This is a genomic window from Paenibacillus alba (genome assembly GCF_013204855.1).
GTDB lineage: Bacteria > Bacillota > Bacilli > Paenibacillales > NBRC-103111 > Paenibacillus_E > Paenibacillus_E alba.
Map to the genome: position 1 here is coordinate 452,935 of NZ_JABMKZ010000003.1, position 19,102 is coordinate 472,036.

General features: G+C 50.0%; 15 protein-coding genes. 12 read left to right on the top strand and 3 right to left on the bottom strand.

From position 1 onward, the window contains the following. Positions 1-302: 302 nt before the first annotated feature. From HQN90_RS05610 to HQN90_RS05620, 3 genes are all read left to right on the top strand, one after another. On the top strand, positions 303-2,012 hold the full coding sequence (locus HQN90_RS05610; protein ID WP_173216835.1) for a DNA repair helicase XPB: 1,710 nt from the start codon (positions 303-305) through the stop codon (positions 2,010-2,012). Continuing rightward, the gene (locus HQN90_RS05615) at positions 2,002-3,999 is read left to right on the top strand and encodes a helicase-associated domain-containing protein (RefSeq protein WP_173216836.1); all 1,998 of its coding nucleotides are present in this window, start codon (positions 2,002-2,004) and stop codon (positions 3,997-3,999) included. The genes HQN90_RS05610 and HQN90_RS05615 overlap by 11 nt, the downstream gene beginning before the upstream one ends. A gap of 127 nt (positions 4,000-4,126) precedes the next feature. Beyond that, a complete protein-coding gene (locus HQN90_RS05620; protein ID WP_173216837.1) occupies positions 4,127-4,576 on the top strand; it encodes a YlbF/YmcA family competence regulator in 450 nt (149 codons plus the stop codon). 5 nt (positions 4,577-4,581) lie between these two features. Here the strand turns inward: HQN90_RS05620 and HQN90_RS05625 are convergent, their stop codons facing one another. Next, on the bottom strand, positions 4,582-5,586 hold the full coding sequence (locus tag HQN90_RS05625) for an asparaginase (RefSeq protein WP_173216838.1): 1,005 nt from the start codon (positions 5,584-5,586) through the stop codon (positions 4,582-4,584). A gap of 47 nt (positions 5,587-5,633) precedes the next feature. Here HQN90_RS05625 and HQN90_RS05630 point away from each other — a divergent pair, with 47 nt between their 5' ends. The 6 genes from HQN90_RS05630 to HQN90_RS05655 all read left to right on the top strand — a co-directional run bounded on the left by HQN90_RS05630 (position 5,634) and on the right by HQN90_RS05655 (position 10,742). Continuing rightward, positions 5,634-5,897, top strand: a complete 264-nt coding sequence (locus tag HQN90_RS05630; protein WP_029195610.1) for a YlbG family protein — start codon at positions 5,634-5,636, stop codon at positions 5,895-5,897. 211 nt (positions 5,898-6,108) lie between these two features. After that, positions 6,109-6,546 (top strand): hypothetical protein, encoded by a 438-nt coding sequence (locus tag HQN90_RS05635; protein WP_079416258.1) that lies wholly within the window; start codon positions 6,109-6,111, stop codon positions 6,544-6,546. Positions 6,547-6,657: 111 nt separating this feature from the next. Beyond that, on the top strand, positions 6,658-7,569 hold the full coding sequence (locus HQN90_RS05640; protein ID WP_173216839.1) for a selenium metabolism-associated LysR family transcriptional regulator: 912 nt from the start codon (positions 6,658-6,660) through the stop codon (positions 7,567-7,569). A 76-nt stretch (positions 7,570-7,645) separates the two neighbouring features. Further along, complete coding sequence (locus HQN90_RS05645; protein ID WP_173216840.1) at positions 7,646-8,503, top strand: PHP domain-containing protein; 858 nt, start codon at positions 7,646-7,648, stop codon at positions 8,501-8,503. Then, a complete protein-coding gene (gene galU / locus HQN90_RS05650; protein ID WP_173216841.1) occupies positions 8,500-9,381 on the top strand; it encodes a UTP--glucose-1-phosphate uridylyltransferase GalU in 882 nt (293 codons plus the stop codon). The genes HQN90_RS05645 and galU overlap by 4 nt, the downstream gene beginning before the upstream one ends. A gap of 29 nt (positions 9,382-9,410) precedes the next feature. Further along, positions 9,411-10,742, top strand: a complete 1,332-nt coding sequence (locus HQN90_RS05655; protein WP_173216842.1) for a UDP-glucose dehydrogenase family protein — start codon at positions 9,411-9,413, stop codon at positions 10,740-10,742. Between the two features lie 64 nt (positions 10,743-10,806). On the opposite strand, the gene HQN90_RS05660 is transcribed toward HQN90_RS05655, so the two are convergent. Both HQN90_RS05660 and HQN90_RS05665 read right to left on the bottom strand, forming a co-directional pair. After that, a complete protein-coding gene (locus HQN90_RS05660) occupies positions 10,807-11,034 on the bottom strand; it encodes a hypothetical protein (RefSeq protein ID WP_173216843.1) in 228 nt (75 codons plus the stop codon). Between the two features lie 166 nt (positions 11,035-11,200). Further along, positions 11,201-12,967, bottom strand: coding sequence for an Rqc2 family fibronectin-binding protein (locus tag HQN90_RS05665; protein WP_173216844.1), 1,767 nt, complete (start codon positions 12,965-12,967; stop codon positions 11,201-11,203). A gap of 231 nt (positions 12,968-13,198) precedes the next feature. On the opposite strand from HQN90_RS05665, the gene HQN90_RS05670 reads away from it, so the two are divergent. The 3 genes from HQN90_RS05670 to HQN90_RS05680 all read left to right on the top strand — a co-directional run bounded on the left by HQN90_RS05670 (position 13,199) and on the right by HQN90_RS05680 (position 19,077). Continuing rightward, positions 13,199-15,985: a calcium-translocating P-type ATPase, SERCA-type gene (locus HQN90_RS05670; RefSeq protein ID WP_173216845.1), complete on the top strand. Its 2,787-nt coding sequence runs from the start codon at positions 13,199-13,201 to the stop codon at positions 15,983-15,985. Positions 15,986-16,247: 262 nt separating this feature from the next. Beyond that, complete coding sequence (gene dapF, locus HQN90_RS05675; RefSeq protein WP_173216846.1) at positions 16,248-17,084, top strand: diaminopimelate epimerase; 837 nt, start codon at positions 16,248-16,250, stop codon at positions 17,082-17,084. 118 nt (positions 17,085-17,202) lie between these two features. Further along, positions 17,203-19,077: a bifunctional homocysteine S-methyltransferase/methylenetetrahydrofolate reductase gene (locus HQN90_RS05680; RefSeq protein ID WP_173216847.1), complete on the top strand. Its 1,875-nt coding sequence runs from the start codon at positions 17,203-17,205 to the stop codon at positions 19,075-19,077. Positions 19,078-19,102 lie beyond the last annotated feature (25 nt).

Genomic DNA, 19,102 nt, shown 5'->3' on the forward strand with positions numbered 1-19,102 from the left:
AGTTCCTCCCATGGTAAAATTCATTTCAACCAACGGATAGGGGGAGTTGCCATGTGGAATCTATATGAGATAGAGAAAAGATACGAGGAGCAGGTCAAAGAGATAGAGAGACGCTCGCGAAAGGCACATTGGTACGATAAAGCAGAGCAAAGGAGCTTCAGGCTCCTTCCGATAGCCGGGGGGCTATCACTGCTTACCTTGGTTGTGATCGGATATTTTTTATATTAGACATTAGCACGGTGATCATGTTTAAATCAAGCCTTTTCCTTTCATACTAAGGTAAAAAGGAGGTGGCATGCGATTTGACCTGGGATCCTATTCGTCCGCTGATCGTGCAGAGTGATTTGACGGTTTTGTTAGAAACGCATCACCCGGATTTTGAAGCGATTAGAGGTGAGCTTTCTCGCTTTGCAGATTTGGTCAAAAGTCCGGAGCATCTCCACACGTACCGAATCACCCCGTTATCACTTTGGAATGCAGCTGCCGCAGGTATGCCAATCGATCAGATGACAGCCTGCTTACAGCAATATGCGAAATTTGGAGTCCCGTCATCCGTGCTGAGCAGCATCCGCAAATATGCGAATCGCTATGGGGTGCTGCGCATGGAAGATGTCGGGAATGAGCTTTATTTGGTCAGCGACGATACGGTAGTGCTCAAAGAAATTTGCGCGTACGATTCGTTAAAAAAATATGTAAGTGATACCCGCGGCGAGCGGGCTATTGCTATTTCTCACGTTGCCAGAGGGGTTCTGAAGCAGGAGCTTATCAAATTAGGCTTTCCGGTTGAAGATTTGGCCGCGTATCGCAAGGGGGAGCAGCTTCCTATTCAACTGCTGGATGAAGAAGAAGGGCAAGCCCCATTCCAGCTCCGCGATTATCAACGGCATGCCGTCGATGCCTTTCATCGGATTGATGCAGAAGGCAGCGGCGTTCTCGTGCTGCCCTGCGGAGCGGGAAAAACGATTGTCGGCATAGCAGCGATGGCGAGATGCGGCTGCGCTACCTTGATCCTTACATCCAATGTGACATCTGTGAAGCAATGGAAACGCGAAATTTTGAGTAAAACAGGGCTATCTGAAGATCAAGTAGGGGAATATTCCGGTACGTCCAAGGAAGTGAAGCCGATTACCATTGCCACCTATCAAATTTTGACGCATCGGGGCAAGAAAGAAGACGAATTTTCACATATGCGGTTATTCAGCGAAAGAGACTGGGGACTTATTATTTATGATGAGGTGCATCTGCTGCCAGCGCCGGTATTTCGAGCTACGGCCGAGATTCAGGCGACGCGCAGACTTGGCTTGACAGCGACCTTGATTCGGGAAGATGGACGAGAAGAGGACGTTTTCTCTCTTGTAGGACCGAAGAAGTATGACATGGCATGGAAACAGCTTGAGTCCATGGGCTGGCTTGCCAAGGTCAGCTGTCAGGAGGTGCGAGTTCCCCTTTCGGGCATGGACCGCGATCGGTATAGCGTTTCTGGAGCCAGACAGCAGTTCAGGATTGCCGGGGAAAATTTGGCTAAGCTTGACGTCATTGATCACTTGTTGATTCAACATGCGAATGAACAAACACTCATTATTGGTCAATATATCGATCAATTGGAATTGATTGCAGCCCATACGGGTGCTCCTATGATTAGTGGCGGAATGCCCTATGAACGTCGGGAAGAGCTATATCAGCAGTTTAAAAAAGGTCAACTGCCGCTGCTCATTGTGTCCAAAGTGGCCAATTTCGCCGTCGACCTGCCTGATGCCGCGGTAGCGATTCAAGTATCCGGCAGCTACGGCTCCCGGCAGGAGGAAGCGCAAAGACTGGGGCGGATTCTTCGTCCCAAAAGGATAGGCACAGCCAACACAGCCGTGTTCTACTCCTTGATCAGCGAGGATACCAAAGAGCAGGATTTTGCACTGAAGCGGCAGTTATTCTTGGTTGAACAGGGCTATGAATATGGGATCTCCAGCTGGGAGCCGGTACGGAAGAAGCGAGAAGAGGTGCATCATGAGGTATGACCAAGCTGTAAAGAAAATGCCGCAAGCGCTAAAAGAGCTGATTGCGAAGCAAAATTGGTGCGCTGCTTACCTAGATCAAGGTCTAGAATTGTCTGAGGTAATGACGGACGCAAAGTATCTGGGGATCTTGGTTTCTCAGTTGACGGGAGATGAGAAGCAAACGCTGCGGCTTATCGTCTCTGCATTTGGCTGCGAACCGTTTACGCGAGAAGCGCTTGAGAAGCAAGCACTTCTTCGTATGGCTGGCGCGCAAGTGGCTGTGGGGCTGATTGGCCTGCGGAGATCAGGAGTGATTGCGGCTTTCCGCAAAGCATGGGGAGAGCAGCTCTTCGTTCTGCCGGAGGATACGTTTGCCGCCTGGCAGGAGCTGTTATTTCCGGCCATTACGCTGCGAACAGCAGAGGAGATAAGTACTATCCTCGCGGAAGACCCGCCGGCGCATCCAAGAGGCCTCGCCCAGCAGCTGTTTCACTTCCTGTCCGCTTGTTCAAAGCAGCCTGCGCTTCCTGTAACGAACAAGGGAACCTTGCATAAAAAACAGCTGCAAAAGCTGATGCAGCATGTGTCTCTCCCGCAAGACATTCTACGTGCCGCAGGAATCGCGTATGCATTTAGAGACAGCTATGATGAACAAACCGCGCTAATGCTTGAACTGGCGATACAACTGGAATGTTTGATGCTGCAAAGCGGTCAATATCTATTCAATCAGAACGCATGTCTAGCATGGTTTCAAGGTGACTATGATCAGCAGCAGGTTGTGCTTTATCGCATTTGGCGCCAATTATTGATTCCGGCTCCCGTGTGGCTGCAGCATGGCCTATGTCTGATGGAGAAAATGAGTGTCGGCAAGTGGTGTGCCGTGGATGACCTGGTTCAATGCATTGCAGTGTACTGCACCCTTGGCGGTGAGGGGAATGACACCAAATCCCTCTACGAAGCTATGTTGTCAGCGTGGCTTACTCCGCTGCAAACCTTCGGCTTCGTAGAGCTTGGCAAGGATCAAGACGGTATGAGATGGTTCAGATGGCTAATAACGATATCAAGTGAGATCACGTTGGCTTCTACTCATCATGCCTCTGAGAACGGCGCCACGGCTTCTGAGAGCCTGTCATCGCTTTATGTTCAGCCTGATTTTGAACTGCTGCTGCCGCCGGCTGCATCTTTACGGACAGAATGGGCGATTGCCTCATTTGCGGATCTTCGCTCGACCGATCTGGTACGTTCCTATCAATTGAGCAAAGAAAGTGTTTACCGTGCTTTGGAGATGGGAATTAGCTTGGAAGAGATGATTCGGGTTTTGGAACAGCATGCTTATTATGAGGTTCCGCCGCATCTGAAGGCTACTTTGCTGCAATGGGGAGAGCAGGCTGGACAGCTGTATTTCGATGAAGTCACACTGCTGCGCTGCCGTTCCGAAGAGATTGCTGACGCGCAGCTCAGAAACGCAAAAAGCCTGCCATTTCTGGGTGAGCGGGTAGGAGGTACGAATTTCATAGTGGCGAAAGAGCATGTAGCTGCTCTGACAAAATGTTTAGAGCAGATGGGATATTCTCCAAAATACAACAGGAAGGACCTTTCCACGACTACGACTGCATCAGCTGCCGATCCTTCTATTGCACAGTCTCAAGGCTTGTGTTATGCCAAAGACACCATTCTGCTCTACGATATGGATGCCCAAATACCGGAACGGAATGATGTGTACCCGGATATACAGGAAATCCCGGTAAGCTGGCTGCAAGAATTTCGCGCCTATCACGGCTCTACACGGAAGGAGATGATTCGCAAAGCGATCGAATGGAAGAGTGCTCTGCAGCTGCGCAAAGAAGGTCAGAACCGCTTCGTTATTCCTCGTTTTTTGCGGGAAGAACGCTCTGGCTGGATGTTGGAGGGGCTCGAGGAAAATCACGAGATTGCCCTAGCGAGCGATGATTGGGAAGAAATGAAATTAATTTTACCTGGCATTAATGATGAAGGCGTATACAGTTAGGTCGATGCATCCTGTTGTTTCATGGACAAGGGAATTTGTTGCAACGAGAAAAGGAAGAAACTCTTGGGGAACTGTGATATAGTAGAGAGGTTAGTTACTCTTCGAGAGGAAGGATTTGATTGTAGGTATGTTACAAACAATGGAAGCAGAAACAATAGATATGTCAGCTGTTCTTATGCAGGCTTATGACATGGGTGATATGATTAATTCCTCTGCAGAAGTGGCAGATTATTTATATTGGAAGAACGCTGTAGAGAATAGTGAAGAAGTGAAAAGTCTGCAAATTATTTTCAACAGAAAGAAAGATGCTTTCGAGGAATGTGAGCGTTTCGGACATTACCATCCAAGCTATCATGAAGCGTTAGCTGCTGTGAATGAGATTCAGGACAAGCTTCAAGCTGTTGAAGCGGTTCGCAAATTTAAAGAAGCGGAGGATCGTCTGGATGATTTATTGTTTACGGTATCCACAACGATCGCTCACGCGGTTTCAGATTCCATTAAAGTCCCAAGCAACAACCCACTTCCAACTGGCAAAGGCTGCAGTTCCGGTGGAAGCTGCAGCGGGAATTGCGGATAAATGAGTTATAGCTTGAAATCGGGGCGGATGATTCCGACCTCGGTTCCTTGCCAGTTATGAACAATGGGGTTATGGTAAGACGCCAGCTCATGTACTTCTGATTCTGAGAGCAGGTTTAGCTGCTTCAAGGCTTCTACGACAGCCGGATACATGGCGCGTTGATTGCCGTCCTCAATCTTCAGGACGAAGCCTAGGCTCTGCTCAGGAATCGTTAAGGCGAAAATGCCCTCGGCGCCCATTTTTCCGATGATTCGGCCACCCGTTACCTCGATTAATCGCGTATCGAAGCGGTCGCTTCCCGCGAGGAATTGAGGATATTTTCGCACCGCGGCGACAATTCTCTGGCAAGCGTTTGCACGCACCTCAGATAACCCTTCGGGGCTGCCTAATCTGGCAAAAGCAAGAGCTAGATGGCGAATCGGCATACCGAACACGGGTACCCCGCAGCCATCTATGCCAAGCTGCATCTGTGACTTAGGCACATCGGACATTGCGCATACGGCATCGAGCATCAGCTGTTGAACCGGATGCTGCAAGCTCATGTAGGTGTCCGGAGAAGCTCCGAGATGTGCGCTGAGTGTCAGCATACCCGAATGTTTGCCCGAGCAATTGTTGTGCAAGGTGGTCGGGGCTTCGCCCCGCTCGCGCATCGCTTGTGCGGTAGGCGCGTGGAAAGGCTCATGCGCACCGCATTGCAGGTGCGTATGGTAGAAACCAAGCTTGCCCAGTATTCCCTGGGCGGTGCTCACGTGCTCAGCTTCCCCATTGTGGGAAGCGCAGCACAGGGCGATTTCGGCCTCATCCAGGCCGAAATGATCAGCCGCGCCGGATTCAATCACCGGCAGCGTTTGGATCAGCTTCGCCGTGGAACGGGCGAAGGTCAGCAGTTGCGGGTCGCCTGCTTCGTGCAGCAGCGTCCCTTGTGCGTTCACAACCGCGAGGTGGACGCGGTGGATACTTTCTGTTATGCTTCCGCGATACACGCGGACAATGGTGTTAGAAGACTTCATGCCAAAGAATCACTCCATACTAGGATTATTGAAAAGAGGTAGCAATCATGATGATCGAGCGCAGCGGATTAATCATTTGGGTGAACGATATTAAAGCCGCGAGAAACTTGGAACGGTTTGGTTCGCTTCACTACATTTCGAAAAAAATGAACTATGCCGTACTTTATATACATGCCAGCAAAGTAGATGAGACAACACGGAACCTTTTGAAGCTTCCATACGTCAAAAAGGTAGAGAAGTCTTACCGCAATGAAATTAAAACTGAATACAGTAGTGATGTGCCGGACAAAACTAGATTTTACACCCTTTGAGGCTGCAGTGCAAAACGAAAGCTTCTCACGAAGCTTTTTTTATTTTTTGAATTTTTAGAAAATAAGCATTTTTTCACGAGTTCACAAATATTTATTAATAATTTTATATATTCTTTCATGGAAAAATTAGTTATAATCAAGTAAAGTATAACTTACATACAACTATGGAATAGGTACACGGTCTCATTTTAGTAGGAAAGGGGTTGTGATCATGAAAGACAAGGTGATGGGGAGATGGAGTACTTACGAACCATTTTTCGTACAACTGGGGGATAAGAAAGTGGCGGATGTCGTGATCACGAATCATGCCAAGCTAAGATGGACAGATCGTGTTTCTAGTGAAAACAATTCACTCGAGGAAATTTGTGCTTTTCTATGGGAAAAGCTGAAAAACGATAGCATTGTCCCTTATTACCGGAATGAAGAGGATGTCTACCTCATTGACGACGATCTTGTTGTTGTCGCTGAGTTTTCCCACTTGGAACATGAGACGGATCTGGTTGGAAATCCACTGCACAAGATGATTATTGTGACTTTCCTCGGAAGAATGTCCGAAACGATGGAGCTTCGTGACTTGAAATCCTATTATTCTTGGCTGCGGCATTCTCGCCGAATGACCTTGATCAAGAACAGCCGCAAACGTCGATAATCAGATATGGGGATGGCGAAGAGGGTGTCGATTCCGACATGCTCTTTTTTTGTCTTAATGGACGGTAAGCGTTCTATTTCATATAATGTAAACAAAGAGAGGCGGGTTTTCATGGCACTTAATTTTCATCAATTGCATATCTTCTATACCGTTGCGGAGAAAGGAAGCTTCTCTCATGCGGCTGGAGCTTTACATATGACTCAGCCTGCAGTCACCATGCAGGTGCAGTCGCTGGAAGATTATTTCGGCGTGAAGCTGTTTCATCGGAGTACCAAGAAGATTGAGCTGTCTGAAGCGGGACGAGCCCTTATGCCGTTCGCCAAAAACAGCATTGAGCTGATTCGGGAAACGGATGTCGCGATGTCCAAATTTACGAAGATGATTGAAGGGCGGCTGCAATTGGGTGCCAGCTTAACGATGGGAGAGTACATCCTGCCGAGGCTGCTTGGCCCTTTCAGCAAAGATTACCCGAATATTTCGGTTTCCATGAAAGTGATGAATACGACGCAAATCCTGGATGAAGTACTGGGTCATCAACTCAATTTCGGACTCGTGGAAGCGCCCATTCATCATCCCGATGTACATACAGAAGCGATTCTGAGCGACGAGTTGAAACTGATTGTGCCTGCCGATCATCCTCTGGCGGATATGGACGTCGTTTCGTTCGAGGAGCTTCTGAAATATCCGTTCGTTCTGCGCGAACAAGGCTCAGGAACGAGAAGAGTTATGGAAGAGGAATTCGCGCGCTGTCAGATGGACTGCTCTCCGATGAAGATTGTGATGGAGCTGGGCAGCACGGGTGCGATCAAGTCAGCTGTTGAAGCGGGGCTAGGAATTTCGATCCTGTCGCAATCTTCTGTGAAGCATGAAGTGACACTGGGGCTTTTTAAAGTGAAAACGATAGAGAATATCACTTTTGAGCGCAGCTTCTATGCGATCTATTTGAACTCTACGCTGCTTCCCATCTCAGCTGTCAGCTTCATGACTTTTCTGCGGCAGGAAGATTTGAGCCGTTTTCTTTAACATTTTACATAAATCTGCAGGTCCCTTAATGTTCTGTTCATAGATGTCATTTACGATAAAGGAAGTGTAAAGAAAAATGCCAGCAAGAATAGAAGCAGATCTACATACGCATACAACCGCTTCCGATGGGACTCAGCGTCCCGCAGCTAACGTTCAAATGGCTTTTGACGCCGGTTTAGGAGCGATCGCCATCACAGATCATGACACGGTTTCAGGAGTGGCTGAGGCGCTTGCAGAGGGCCTTAAGCTCGGTATTGAGGTTGTGCCTGGCGTGGAGATTTCGACAGTAGCGGGCGGACAGGATATTCATGTGCTGGGTTACTATATCCAAACGGAGGACCCGCAATTTCTGGAAAGATTATCGTCTTTGCGGGACACGCGAGATACCCGAAATCAAATGATCATTGACCGCCTGCAGCAGCTGGGCCTTGATATTACGATGGCCGAAGTGCTCAAAGAGGTAGAGAACATCAAGCGCAAAGGCGACACCGTGGGGAGACCGCATATTGCGGCTGTTTTACTTGGTAAAGGCTATGTAGCATCCATCAGCGAGGCTTTTGAGAAGTACTTAGGCACCGGGGCTGCTGCGTATGCGAATCCGCCAAGGATTGAGCCTGCGACGGCTATAGCCTGGATTCATGACGCAGGAGGGAAGGCTGTTCTTGCACATCCGGGCATTTATCATAATGATGCTCTCGTAGAGGCCATTGCCCAGCAAGGGTTAGATGGGATTGAAGTTTACCACTCCGACCATACACCGGAAGATGAGGCGAAGTATCTTCTTCTTGCACAGCGCTCCGGACTTCTCATTACAGCGGGTTCCGATTTCCACGGCGAACGAGGCGGTGTTGTCTTTCATGCACCGATTGGCTCAAAGCGCATAGGCATCGATATCCTGCAGCACCTACAACCCGAGAAGGAGCAGCGACCATGAAGAAGATTCGCAAAGCCATTATTCCCGCGGCTGGTTTAGGTACTCGGTTCCTGCCAGCGACGAAGGCGCAGCCCAAAGAAATGCTGCCCATCGTTGATAAACCGGCTATTCAATATATTGTCGAGGAAGCGATTGAATCCGGCATTGAAGATATCATCATTGTAACCGGGCGCAATAAGCGTGCCATTGAGGATCATTTTGACAAATCCGTTGAGCTTGAGATGATGCTGGAGGAAAAAGGCAGTACGAAGCTGCTGGAAATTGTACAGTCGGTGTCCAATTTGGCCGATGTGCATTATATTCGCCAAAAGCAGCCGCTCGGACTCGGTCATGCCATCTTGTGCGCACGCAAGTTTATCGGAGATGAGCCCTTCGCTGTTTTGCTCGGGGACGATATTCTTCAATCTTCGCCGCCTGGACTTAAGCAAATGATGAATATTTACGAACAAACCGAAACGTCTGTCATCGCCGTACAAGAAGTTCCTTGGGCGGATGTAAGCAAGTACGGCATCATATCCCCGGCTGCCGCGCGTGAGCAGTATCAGCTGATCGAGGATCTGGTGGAGAAGCCTGATCGCGACCAAGCGCCTTCCAATTTAGCGGTTATCGGCCGGTACATTATCATGCCGGAAATTTTCGGCATTTTGGAACGTCAGGAGGCAGGCCGCGGCGGCGAAATTCAATTGACCGACGCTTTGCGTGTGCTTAACAGACAGCAGCAAATGGCCGCTTATCTGATGCAGGCTAAGCGCTACGATGTTGGCGACAAGATGGGGTATATCGAAGCGACGATTGAGCTTGCTCTGCAGCGTCCGGATTTACAGGAGCAAGTGAAATCATATTTATTATCTCTGATCAAGCAATGGGATTCCAAATAGGCATGCGCTAAACTTGGGAGGTTGAATGGATGAGAGAGGCAGAACGGATTGCGGTTATCGGTGCGGGTTATGTAGGCTTGGTATCAGGTGCCTGTTTCGCTGAAATGGGGCATCGTGTGATCTGCGTGGATCAAGCAGAGGAGAAAATTGCTCGTTTGCAGCAAGGTGAAATGCCCATCTACGAGCCTGATTTGAAAGAGCTGGTTACTTCTAATGTTTTGGCCAATCGACTATCGTTTACCTCGCAAATCGGGGAGGCTGTTCGCAGTTCGGATATTATCATCGTTGCCGTGGGTACGCCTACACTGGACAACGGCGATGTGGATATGTCCCAAGTGAACAGTGTCCTTGCCAGTATTGCGGCCAATGCCATTACCTCGAAGATCGTCGTCATGAAGAGTACCGTGCCCGTCGGGAGCGGCAGCTTGGCTGAGCAATACCTTCGCCTGCTGGCCGCTTCTCACATCGAGATACAGGTCGTTTCCAACCCTGAATTTCTGAGAGAAGGCTCGGCGATTTGGGATACTTTTCATCCGGATCGCATTGTGATTGGCGCCAAACATCCTGATGCGGGAGCGCGCATTGCAGCCCTGCATGCATCCTTGCGTGCTGAATTGCTTATGACGGACCGCGAAAGCGCTGAGCTTATTAAATACGCCTCGAATGCTTTCCTAGCGACGAAGATTTCATTTATTAATGAAATGGCCAATGTGTGTGAGAAAGTAGGCGCTAATGTTAGCCTCGTGGCCAAAGGAATGGGATTGGACCGGCGCATTGGCCCGCATTTTTTGAATGCGGGTATTGGTTATGGAGGCTCATGCTTCCCGAAGGATACGAAAGCGCAGCTGAAGCTGGCGCAGAATATCGATTATGACTTCAAAATATTGCGTTCTGTCATTGAAGTGAATCACTTGCAACGAGAACGCTTCGTAACCAAAATTGAGCAAGAAGTCGGTCGTGTAAGCGGGAAAAAAATCACTGTGCTGGGTCTCGCTTTTAAGCCGAATACCGATGATTTGCGGGATGCTCCTGCACTCGATATTATCGCTGGTTTGCAGCAATTAGGCGCTGTCGTCCATGCGTACGACCCTGCGGCAGTTGAACATGCTTCCAGCCTTCTTCCGGATCTGCAAGTATTCACCGATCCCTATGCTGCGCTTGATGAGGCGGATGCTGTGGTGATCACGACCGAATGGGAGGCTATTCGCTGCTTGAATTGGCGGTTAATTCGCAGCCTAGTGAAGGAGCCGCTCATTGTCGATGGCCGAAATATGTTTGAGCCGAATGAGATGCGTGAACTCGGCTTTACGTATGTTTCCATCGGCCGAAAAACAGCTGCACTAGCGGAAATGGTCGTTTAAGTGTGAGACCTAACAAGGGCTGCCTACAAGTAGAAAAACTACTTGAGGGCAGCCCTTGTTTTATTCATTGAAGAAGGTTGGCTGCTTTCTGCCGGCTGAGCCTGCCTTTTTGGCAGTCTCGGCGTGCTTTTGCGGGGATAGTGCCATATTCGCTACCTGAGCCTACCATTTCGACCGTCTCGGAGCAAGTTGGACGCTTTCTCCCCGCTGAGCCTGCCTTTTTGGCAGTCTCGGCATGCTTATGCGGGGAAAGTGCCATATTCGCGAGCTGAGCCTGATTATACGACTTCATAGAAAAGAACCTGCACTTTGGCAGGTTCTCTGAGTTAAGGAATGAAAAGCCCTGTTAGTGGAATCCCAAGATCCCATGAGCTGAAGAGGAATCACGCCCCATCCATGACCAATTACGTTGTCACAGACTAACAGGGCTTGCAAGCAAGCCCCGCTGCTTCTTCTCGTTATTTGATCGTTACCTTCATCTGCTTGATGTTATTTTCGTCTGGCGTGACGAACAGTGTTTTTTGATTGACATAAATGACGAAGCCGGGCTTGGAGCCGTTGGGTTTGTGGACATGCTTGATGACCGTGTAATCCACAGGGACCTGGCTGGAATGTTTGGCTTGACTGAAATAAGCGGCTAATTGCGCTGCTTCGGTTAGAGTGGCTTCGGAGAAGCTGTCTCCCCTAATCACAACGTGGGAGCCGGGAATATCCTTGGTATGCAGCCAGGTATCCATCGACGAGGCAAGCCGATTCGTTAAATACTCGTTTTGCGTATTATTTTTCCCCACATATATCGGAATGCCTTCACTAGACAGATAGCTAGCCAGCGCAGGCTTATCTTTTTTCTTCTTTTTGCGCTGCTTTTTGTTGCGATCCCGGATGTAGCCTTGCTCCATGAGCTCGTCGCGAATTTCTTCAATATCGCTTAGCGAAGCCACACTCAGCTGCTGGAGCAGGGAGCCTAAATAAGCAATTTCTTGATGCGTTTGTTCGATTTGCTCTTCGACGACCGCTGTACTATTTTTCATTTTGGTATACTTTTTAAAATAGCGCTGCGCATTTTCAGATGGCTGGAGGAGCGGGTCGAGCGCAATTGTGATCATAGCCTGGTTCTCATCGTAATAGTTAACGGTTTCTACCTCTTTATCTCCTTTTTTGATCAGATGGAGGGAGGCAGTCAACAATTCGCCGAGAATTCGGTATTTGTCGGCATCTTTGGAATCATCTACGGTTTCCTGTAATTTTTCCAGTTTTTTCACATTTTTATTGGATTCATTATTTAAAAAACGCAGCAGATCCGCGACCCGTTGTTTGACGGTATCCCTCTCCGCTTTATCCCCATAAAAATGTTCCAAACAGACGCTTGGCGTTGGGTATGTTGTTGAATCTCCGGCAATATGAGTCAGAGGCGTCATGGCAAAAAATAATTTGCCTGTGCCTTCTTGCTGGGTGATGACAGGCTCATACCGGTGTTCACGCACAGCCGTCATAATGCCATCGAAAGCTTTCCACAACGAGGCGGATTCAACCTGTTCCGTGTGGTTCCCGCCTTGTTTGCTGCGGAAGACGATCTCCTTGGCAATCAATGGACTTAACCCGCTGAAGGCGGCAACCAGCCGCTGCTCCGGCTTTTGAGGCTCCTCTTGTGAATCCTCGGCGGCCTCTGTCTCCATGGTGCGATGAAAAGCGGCGCTGCCGGTCTCGAGCGGATTTTGCTTATCTTGCGCGGGCGGTGTGACATATTTGCTTCCGGGCATGACGACGCGATAAGAGCTGATGGCTGGCGTGACGTGATGAATGCCGTCCAGAATCGTTTCGGTCGCTGGATCCAGCAGAATCATGTTGCTGTGCCGTCCCATAATTTCCACAAGGATATGTTTGAGGCTCATATCGCCTAATTCATCACGATGACGTATTTGCAAGCGGATAACCCGCTCCATGCCGATTTGTTCCACAGCTTCAATAACGCCGTTCTCACAGTGCTTGCGCAGCAGCATGCAGAACATGGGAGCATCCATGGGGTTGAGCTGTGATTGTTCGGTAAGCTGAACCCGCGGATAGGTGGGATTGGCGGAAAGCAGCAGCTTCAGGTTCTGCCCTTGTGCTCGAATGTGCATGATGATGTCATTTTCGCTGGGCTGATGAATTTTATTAATGCGGCCTCCTACGCACGTCTGCAGTTCGTGAACGATTGCATGAAGGACTAGTCCGTCTAAAGCCATGATACTTACAACTCCATTCTAGGGGAGCTAATGGCGGCGATATACGATGACATCCCCATTAGCTCCGTGTTTAAAAACTTGTGCTAACCTCTATGATGCCATACTTTACACAAAAACTTAAGTGCCCGCCACCGGGAAAGATGATTTCAGGGATATTTTCCGGCTTGTCTGAATACATTTACGTATGAGTGATTGGTTTGAACAAGTGGGAAGTGGGAGGGAGAAGGGCGGATGAGTCAGAATAAGTGGTACCAGTTGACGTCGGAGGAAGTCCTGCAGTCGCAGCAGGTGAATGCGCAGCAAGGATTGCCCTGGGAAGAAGCTTGGAAGCGGCAGGCGGAGATAGGTCGTAATGAGCTGTCAGAAGGGCATCGTGTGTCTCCGATTACGCTGCTTTTAAATCAATTTAAAGATTTCATGGTGCTGGTCCTATTGGGGGCGACCCTGATTTCAGGTTTGTTAGGCGAATATTTGGATGCCATTACGATTGTTGTCATCATTGTGATGAATGCGGTATTAGGCTTTACCCAAGAATTTCGTGCGGAACGCTCCTTGCGTGCACTCAAAGAACTGTCAGCCCCGAATTCGAATGTGTGGAGGGAAGGGGCAGTTCATCAAATACCCGCTCGTGATTTGGTTCCCGGAGACATTATTCTGCTGGAAAGCGGTGACCGTGTTCCGGCAGATGTGCGCTTCCTGGAGACGAATGGCGTCTACATCGAAGAGTCGGCGCTTACCGGGGAATCGGTCGCTGTCGGCAAAGTAACTTCGGCCATTCCACTTGACGAGGTTCCGCTGGGAGATCAGCGAAACTTGGGCTTCATGGGCACTATGGTTTCGCGCGGAACGGCCAAAGCGGTTGTTGTCCGCATCGGAATGGACACGGAGATGGGGAAAATCGCCGACTTGATCCAGAATACAGAGTCGATGGAAACACCGCTGCAGCACCGACTGGAGCAGCTTGGCAAAATTTTAATTATCGTCGCGATCGCTTTAACGATATTAGTTGTCGTAGCAGGTATTATGCATGGACAACCGCCTTATGCGATGTTCCTGGCAGGAGTCAGCTTAGCGGTTGCGGCCATTCCAGAAGGACTGCCGGCGATTGTAACGATAGCACTCGCACTTGGCGTACAACGGATGATCAAGCGCAAAGCGATTGTCAGAAAGCTGCCTTCCGTGGAAACGCTGGGCTGCGCCTCGGTTATATGCTCCGATAAGACAGGCACGCTGACGCAAAACAAAATGACCGTTACCCACTTATGGGTAGGCGGCGATGTGATGGAAGTGACAGGGGACGGCTACACGCCGGTTGGAAGCATTCAATTAGGCGGTCAAAATGCGGACGTCGCTAAACACGTTTCCTTGAACAAATTGCTGCAGGTATCCGTGCTTTGTAATAATGCGATCCTTTATGAAGAGAAGCAGGAGTCCAAGCGGAAGAAGGGCAAGGAGGACAGCGCCGTTTCAGTTTGGAGTATTAAAGGGGATCCGACCGAAGGGGCTTTGGTCGTTCTTAGTGCCAAAAGCGGCATTACCCAGCAGTCGCTCAGCGAGACCTACAAGCGGGTTGCCGAATTTCCTTTCGACTCGGACCGCAAGCGCATGTCTGTTCTCGTCAGCTCGGAGAATGGCCGCATGGCTTGTACCAAAGGAGCACCTGATGTTCTGCTCCAGCATTGCAGTTACATTCTGTGGGAGGGCAAAGTGATTCCTTTCACTCCGACGCTCAAGCAGAAGGTCATTGCTGCCAATGAAGGGATGGCCAAATCAGCCTTGCGGGTGCTGGGGATTGCTTACAAGGAGATTAAGAGCAGCGACCGCTATGAAGATCATGAGGATGTAGAACATAGTTTGATTTTTGTTGGACTGACAGGCATGATTGATCCTCCGCGCAAAGAAGTGCGTGATGCCATTTCCAAATGCCGCAAGGCAGGTATCAAGACGGTGATGATCACAGGCGACCATCAAACAACCGCAGAGGCGATTGCCAAACAGCTGGGCATGATCCCGGCCAATGGGGTCAGCATGAGCGGGCAGCAGATCGCTCAGCTGTCGGACGATGAGCTTGATGCCAAAGTCAACGATACGTATGTTTACGCAAGGGTTTCTCCGGAACATAAGCTGAGGATCGTCAAAGCTTTGCAGCGCAATGGACATGTCGTCGCCATGACAGGGGATGGCGTGAACGATGCGCCGGCGATTAAAGCAGCAGATATCGGTATCGCAATGGGGATCACGGGGACGGATGTATCCAAGGAAGCATCCTCGCTTATTCTTAGCGACGACAATTTCTCCACGATTGTGGCAGCGATTGAAGAGGGACGAGGTATTTATGAAAATATCCGCAAATTCATTCGTTACCTGCTCGCTTCCAATGTTGGAGAAATTATGACGATGTTTATCGCCATGATGGCGGGACTTCCGCTGCCGCTTGTGCCTATTCAGATTTTGTGGGTGAATCTGGTGACAGACGGCCTTCCGGCCATGGCGCTTGGCGTAGATCAGGCGGAGAAAGATTTGATGCAGCATAAACCGCGTTCCGCGAAGGAAAATATTTTCGCAAGACGTTTGGGATGGAAAATTATTTCCAGGGGTCTTCTCATCGGTGTCTGTACATTAGGGGCTTTCTGGCTCGTCCTGCGAGTCAATCCTACAGATGCGGATACGTTGTTGAAGGCACAAAGCGTTGCTTTTGCCACGCTCGTTATGGCGCAGCTTATCCATGTGTTCGACTGCCGCAGTTCTCGCTCGATTTTTCACCGCAATCCGCTGCAAAATCGGTATTTGGTTTTTGCGGTGTTATCCTCACTCGTTCTGATGCTTCTTGTCATGTACGTAGAAGCACTGCAGCCGATTTTCAAAACGGTACCGCTTGGCTGGAAGGACTGGATTCTGGTGCTTATCGCCGCCGGCATCCCTACATTCTTGATGGGTCTGGGCAGTGTCTTGTCACCTAAGCGCAGCAAAAGCTCTCGTTCTACCGCGTATAAATCATCCAAGCCTAGTTTTAGATAAACAGCGAAGTGCGGAAAGCTGCCTATGGCGGCTTTTTTGCGTACGGCATTTGGATCGGATAGGCACTGCAAAATAGGCTGACATAGGGGGGTGGGAAGGGAGGCTTGAGGCTGGATGATGTGCCGGCTAGGGGCGCTAGCCCTCTGACTCATGTGATCACGAGAAGAGGAGATAATCGCCGAATACAGGGGAAAGGGCTATGCATTTGTGCATTTTTACGCTATGATAATGGCTAAAACAGATGCTTGGAGTGCTGAAAACAATGAATTTCTCAAAATTGCATGGTCTAGGCAACGATTTTATCGTTATAGCGGGTGAACAAGAATTACCGGCAGATGTTGATCAGCTGGCCATCCGGCACTGCAATCGCTTCTTCGGTATTGGCGCCGACGGCTTAGTTTATATACTCCCTTCGGAGAATGCAGATTTCAAAATGCGAATTATTAACTCTGACGGTTCTGAAGCCGAGCAATGCGGCAACGCGATTCGGTGTGTGTCCAAATATGTCTTTGACCATGGGTTAATTGATAAAACAGAGATTACGGTTGAAACGCTGGGTGCCGGTGTGCAAAAGGTGCAGCTCAACTTGAAGGATGGCAAGGTGTCAACGGTTCGCGTGGATATGGGTCAGCCTATTCTGAACGGTCTTCAGGTACCGACTACGATAGATGAAGATCAAGTGATTCATCATCCGATTGAGGTAGACGGCAGAGAGTTTCATTTTACGGCCGTTTCGATGGGGAATCCGCACTGTGTTATCTATGTAGACGATGCAGTGAATTTTGACCTCGCGGCATGGGGACCGAAGCTTGAAGTGCATCCGATGTTTCCGCGCAAAATCAATGTCGAATTTGTTACGGTGAGAAATCGGAGCTATACGGATATGCGTGTTTGGGAAAGAGGCGCGGGTCCGACGCTTGCTTGCGGAACAGGGGCTTGCGCAACGCTGGTTTCTTCTGTCCTAAATGGCTTGACAGACCGTGAGGCAACCGTTTCCTTGAAGGGCGGGGACTTGTTTATCGAATGGAATGAAGCGGATAATCACGTCTATATGACAGGACCGGCTGTAGAAGTATATACGGGAACGATTGTGAAATAAGCAGGCGAGTATCCTAAGGGCTCTTATGTATCAAAATTATTGATAAACGTTTTCCTTAATATCTCCCTTATTTTATGATACAGTATAACTACATTTTTTAGTAAATGGGGAGTTTATCATGAAATTGGATCTTCGCACGGCGCTGCAGCAGGAAATTATAACTGGTGACGGCGCAATGGGGACTTATTTATATCAGATGGGATTTCCGGTGGGCATTTCATATGAAGAATTGAATTTGCTCAGACCGGAAACGGTTGCCGACGTGCACCGCCGCTATTTCGAGGCAGGTGCTCGTCTTATTGAAACGAATACCTTCTCGGCGAACCGCGAGAAATTATCGAAATACGGACTTGAAGGCGATGTAGAAGCCATCAACCGTGCTGGGGTTGAGCTTGCAAGGAAAGCTGTCGGTGACGACGCTTATGTCGTAGGGGCGATTGGTTCCATTCGCGCAGGCAAACGTAAGAATGTTCGTACCGCTGATGTTGAGGATTCACTACGCGAGCAGATTGGTGTTCTACTGGACTCGCCTGTGGATGGACTCTTGCTGGAAACGTTCTATGATCTGGAGGAACTTCAGCTTGCGCTGCGGATCATTCGGAGCATGAGCAGCTTGCCTGTGATTTGTCAGTTTGCGAATGAAGGCACAGGAAGCACGCAGGACGGCGTGCCGCTGCAGGAAGCTTTCCTGCGGCTGCGCGATGAGGGGGCAGACGTCATCGGCTTTAACTGCCGTGTTGGCCCTAACGGGATTCTCCGATCACTCGAGAAGCTGGCTCCGCTCGCGGGCGTGCCGTTCTCCGCGTTCCCGAACGCGGGGCTGCCCGACTACGTGGACGGGCACTATACCTATGCGGCGACGCCGCAGTACTTCGCCGAAAGCGCGATGCGCTTCGCCGATCTCGGCGCGCGCATCATCGGCGGCTGCTGCGGCACCACGCCGGAGCACATCGCCGCCGTCGCCAAGGCGCTGCAGGGCTATGTGCCGGCTGCGCCCGGCACGGCCGTCCCCGCGCGGGACGTGCGCGTGATCGAGCCTGCGCCGGCGAAGCCCGCGCCGCCGGCCAGCAAGCCCTCGCTGCTTGAAATCGTCAAGCAGCGCAAAACCGTCATCGTCGAGCTGGATCCCCCGCGGGATCTCGACATCGAGAAATTTATGCAGGGCTCGAAGGCCCTGCAGGATGCCCATGTCGACGCCATTACGATGGCCGACAATTCACTGGCGGTGACGCGCATGAGCAACCTGGCCCTCGGCTACCTTGTGCAGGATAAACTGGGCGCGCGTCCGCTGATTCACATCGCGTGCCGCGACCGCAACATGATTGGGACACAGTCCCATCTGATGGGTCTTCACGCGCTCGGCATTGACCATGTGCTGGCCGTGACCGGCGATCCCGCCAAATTTGGCGATCTCCCCGGGTCCAGCTCGGTGTACGATCTGACCTCATTCGAGATCATTCGGATGATTAAACAGCTGAACGAAGGCATTGCCTTCTCCGGCAAGCCGCTAAAGCAGAAGGCCAACTTCGTTGTTGGTGCTGCCTTTAATCCGAATGTGAAGCATTTGGATAAAGCGGTTCAGCGCTTGGAACGCAAAATCGAGGCAGGCGCCGATTACATTATGACGCAGCCGGTTTACGATGCGAAGCTGATCGAGCAGATTTATGAAGCGACCAAACATTTGGATATTCCGGTTTTCATCGGGATTGCCCCGCTTGCGAGCGGAGGGAACGCGGAGTATTTGCATAACGAGGTTCCGGGTATTCGGTTATCCGATGAAGTCAGGGCACGCATGGATGGACTCAAGGGTCCTGAAGGGCGCGCAATGGGTGTGGAGATTGCCAAAGAGCTGCTCGATGCAGCCATGCCATACTTTAACGGGATCTATCTGATGACCCCGTTTCTGGCCTATGAGATGTGCGTAGATTTGACCAAATACGTATGGGAAAAGTCGAATCGTCATGATTTCCACTTGTACCCACTTTCAAAATGAATTAAAATAGGGTAATGGATGTGAT

Excerpts from the sequence above, each read along its gene's own strand:
- HQN90_RS05615 (WP_173216836.1), top strand. The coding sequence starts at position 2,002 with ATGAGGTATGACCAAGCTGTAAAGAAAATGCCGCAAGCGCTAAAAGAG.
- HQN90_RS05655 (WP_173216842.1), top strand. The coding sequence starts at position 9,411 with ATGAGAGAGGCAGAACGGATTGCGGTTATCGGTGCGGGTTATGTAGGC.
- HQN90_RS05660 (WP_173216843.1), bottom strand. The coding sequence starts at position 11,034 with ATGAAGTCGTATAATCAGGCTCAGCTCGCGAATATGGCACTTTCCCCG.
- HQN90_RS05665 (WP_173216844.1), bottom strand. The coding sequence starts at position 12,967 with ATGGCTTTAGACGGACTAGTCCTTCATGCAATCGTTCACGAACTGCAG.
- HQN90_RS05630 (WP_029195610.1), top strand. The coding sequence starts at position 5,634 with ATGATGATCGAGCGCAGCGGATTAATCATTTGGGTGAACGATATTAAA.
- HQN90_RS05645 (WP_173216840.1), top strand. The coding sequence starts at position 7,646 with ATGCCAGCAAGAATAGAAGCAGATCTACATACGCATACAACCGCTTCC.
- HQN90_RS05620 (WP_173216837.1), top strand. The coding sequence starts at position 4,127 with ATGTTACAAACAATGGAAGCAGAAACAATAGATATGTCAGCTGTTCTT.
- HQN90_RS05625 (WP_173216838.1), bottom strand. The coding sequence starts at position 5,586 with ATGAAGTCTTCTAACACCATTGTCCGCGTGTATCGCGGAAGCATAACA.
- HQN90_RS05670 (WP_173216845.1), top strand. The coding sequence starts at position 13,199 with ATGAGTCAGAATAAGTGGTACCAGTTGACGTCGGAGGAAGTCCTGCAG.
- HQN90_RS05640 (WP_173216839.1), top strand. The coding sequence starts at position 6,658 with ATGGCACTTAATTTTCATCAATTGCATATCTTCTATACCGTTGCGGAG.
- HQN90_RS05680 (WP_173216847.1), top strand. The coding sequence starts at position 17,203 with ATGAAATTGGATCTTCGCACGGCGCTGCAGCAGGAAATTATAACTGGT.
- HQN90_RS05635 (WP_079416258.1), top strand. The coding sequence starts at position 6,109 with ATGAAAGACAAGGTGATGGGGAGATGGAGTACTTACGAACCATTTTTC.
- galU (WP_173216841.1), top strand. The coding sequence starts at position 8,500 with ATGAAGAAGATTCGCAAAGCCATTATTCCCGCGGCTGGTTTAGGTACT.
- dapF (WP_173216846.1), top strand. The coding sequence starts at position 16,248 with ATGAATTTCTCAAAATTGCATGGTCTAGGCAACGATTTTATCGTTATA.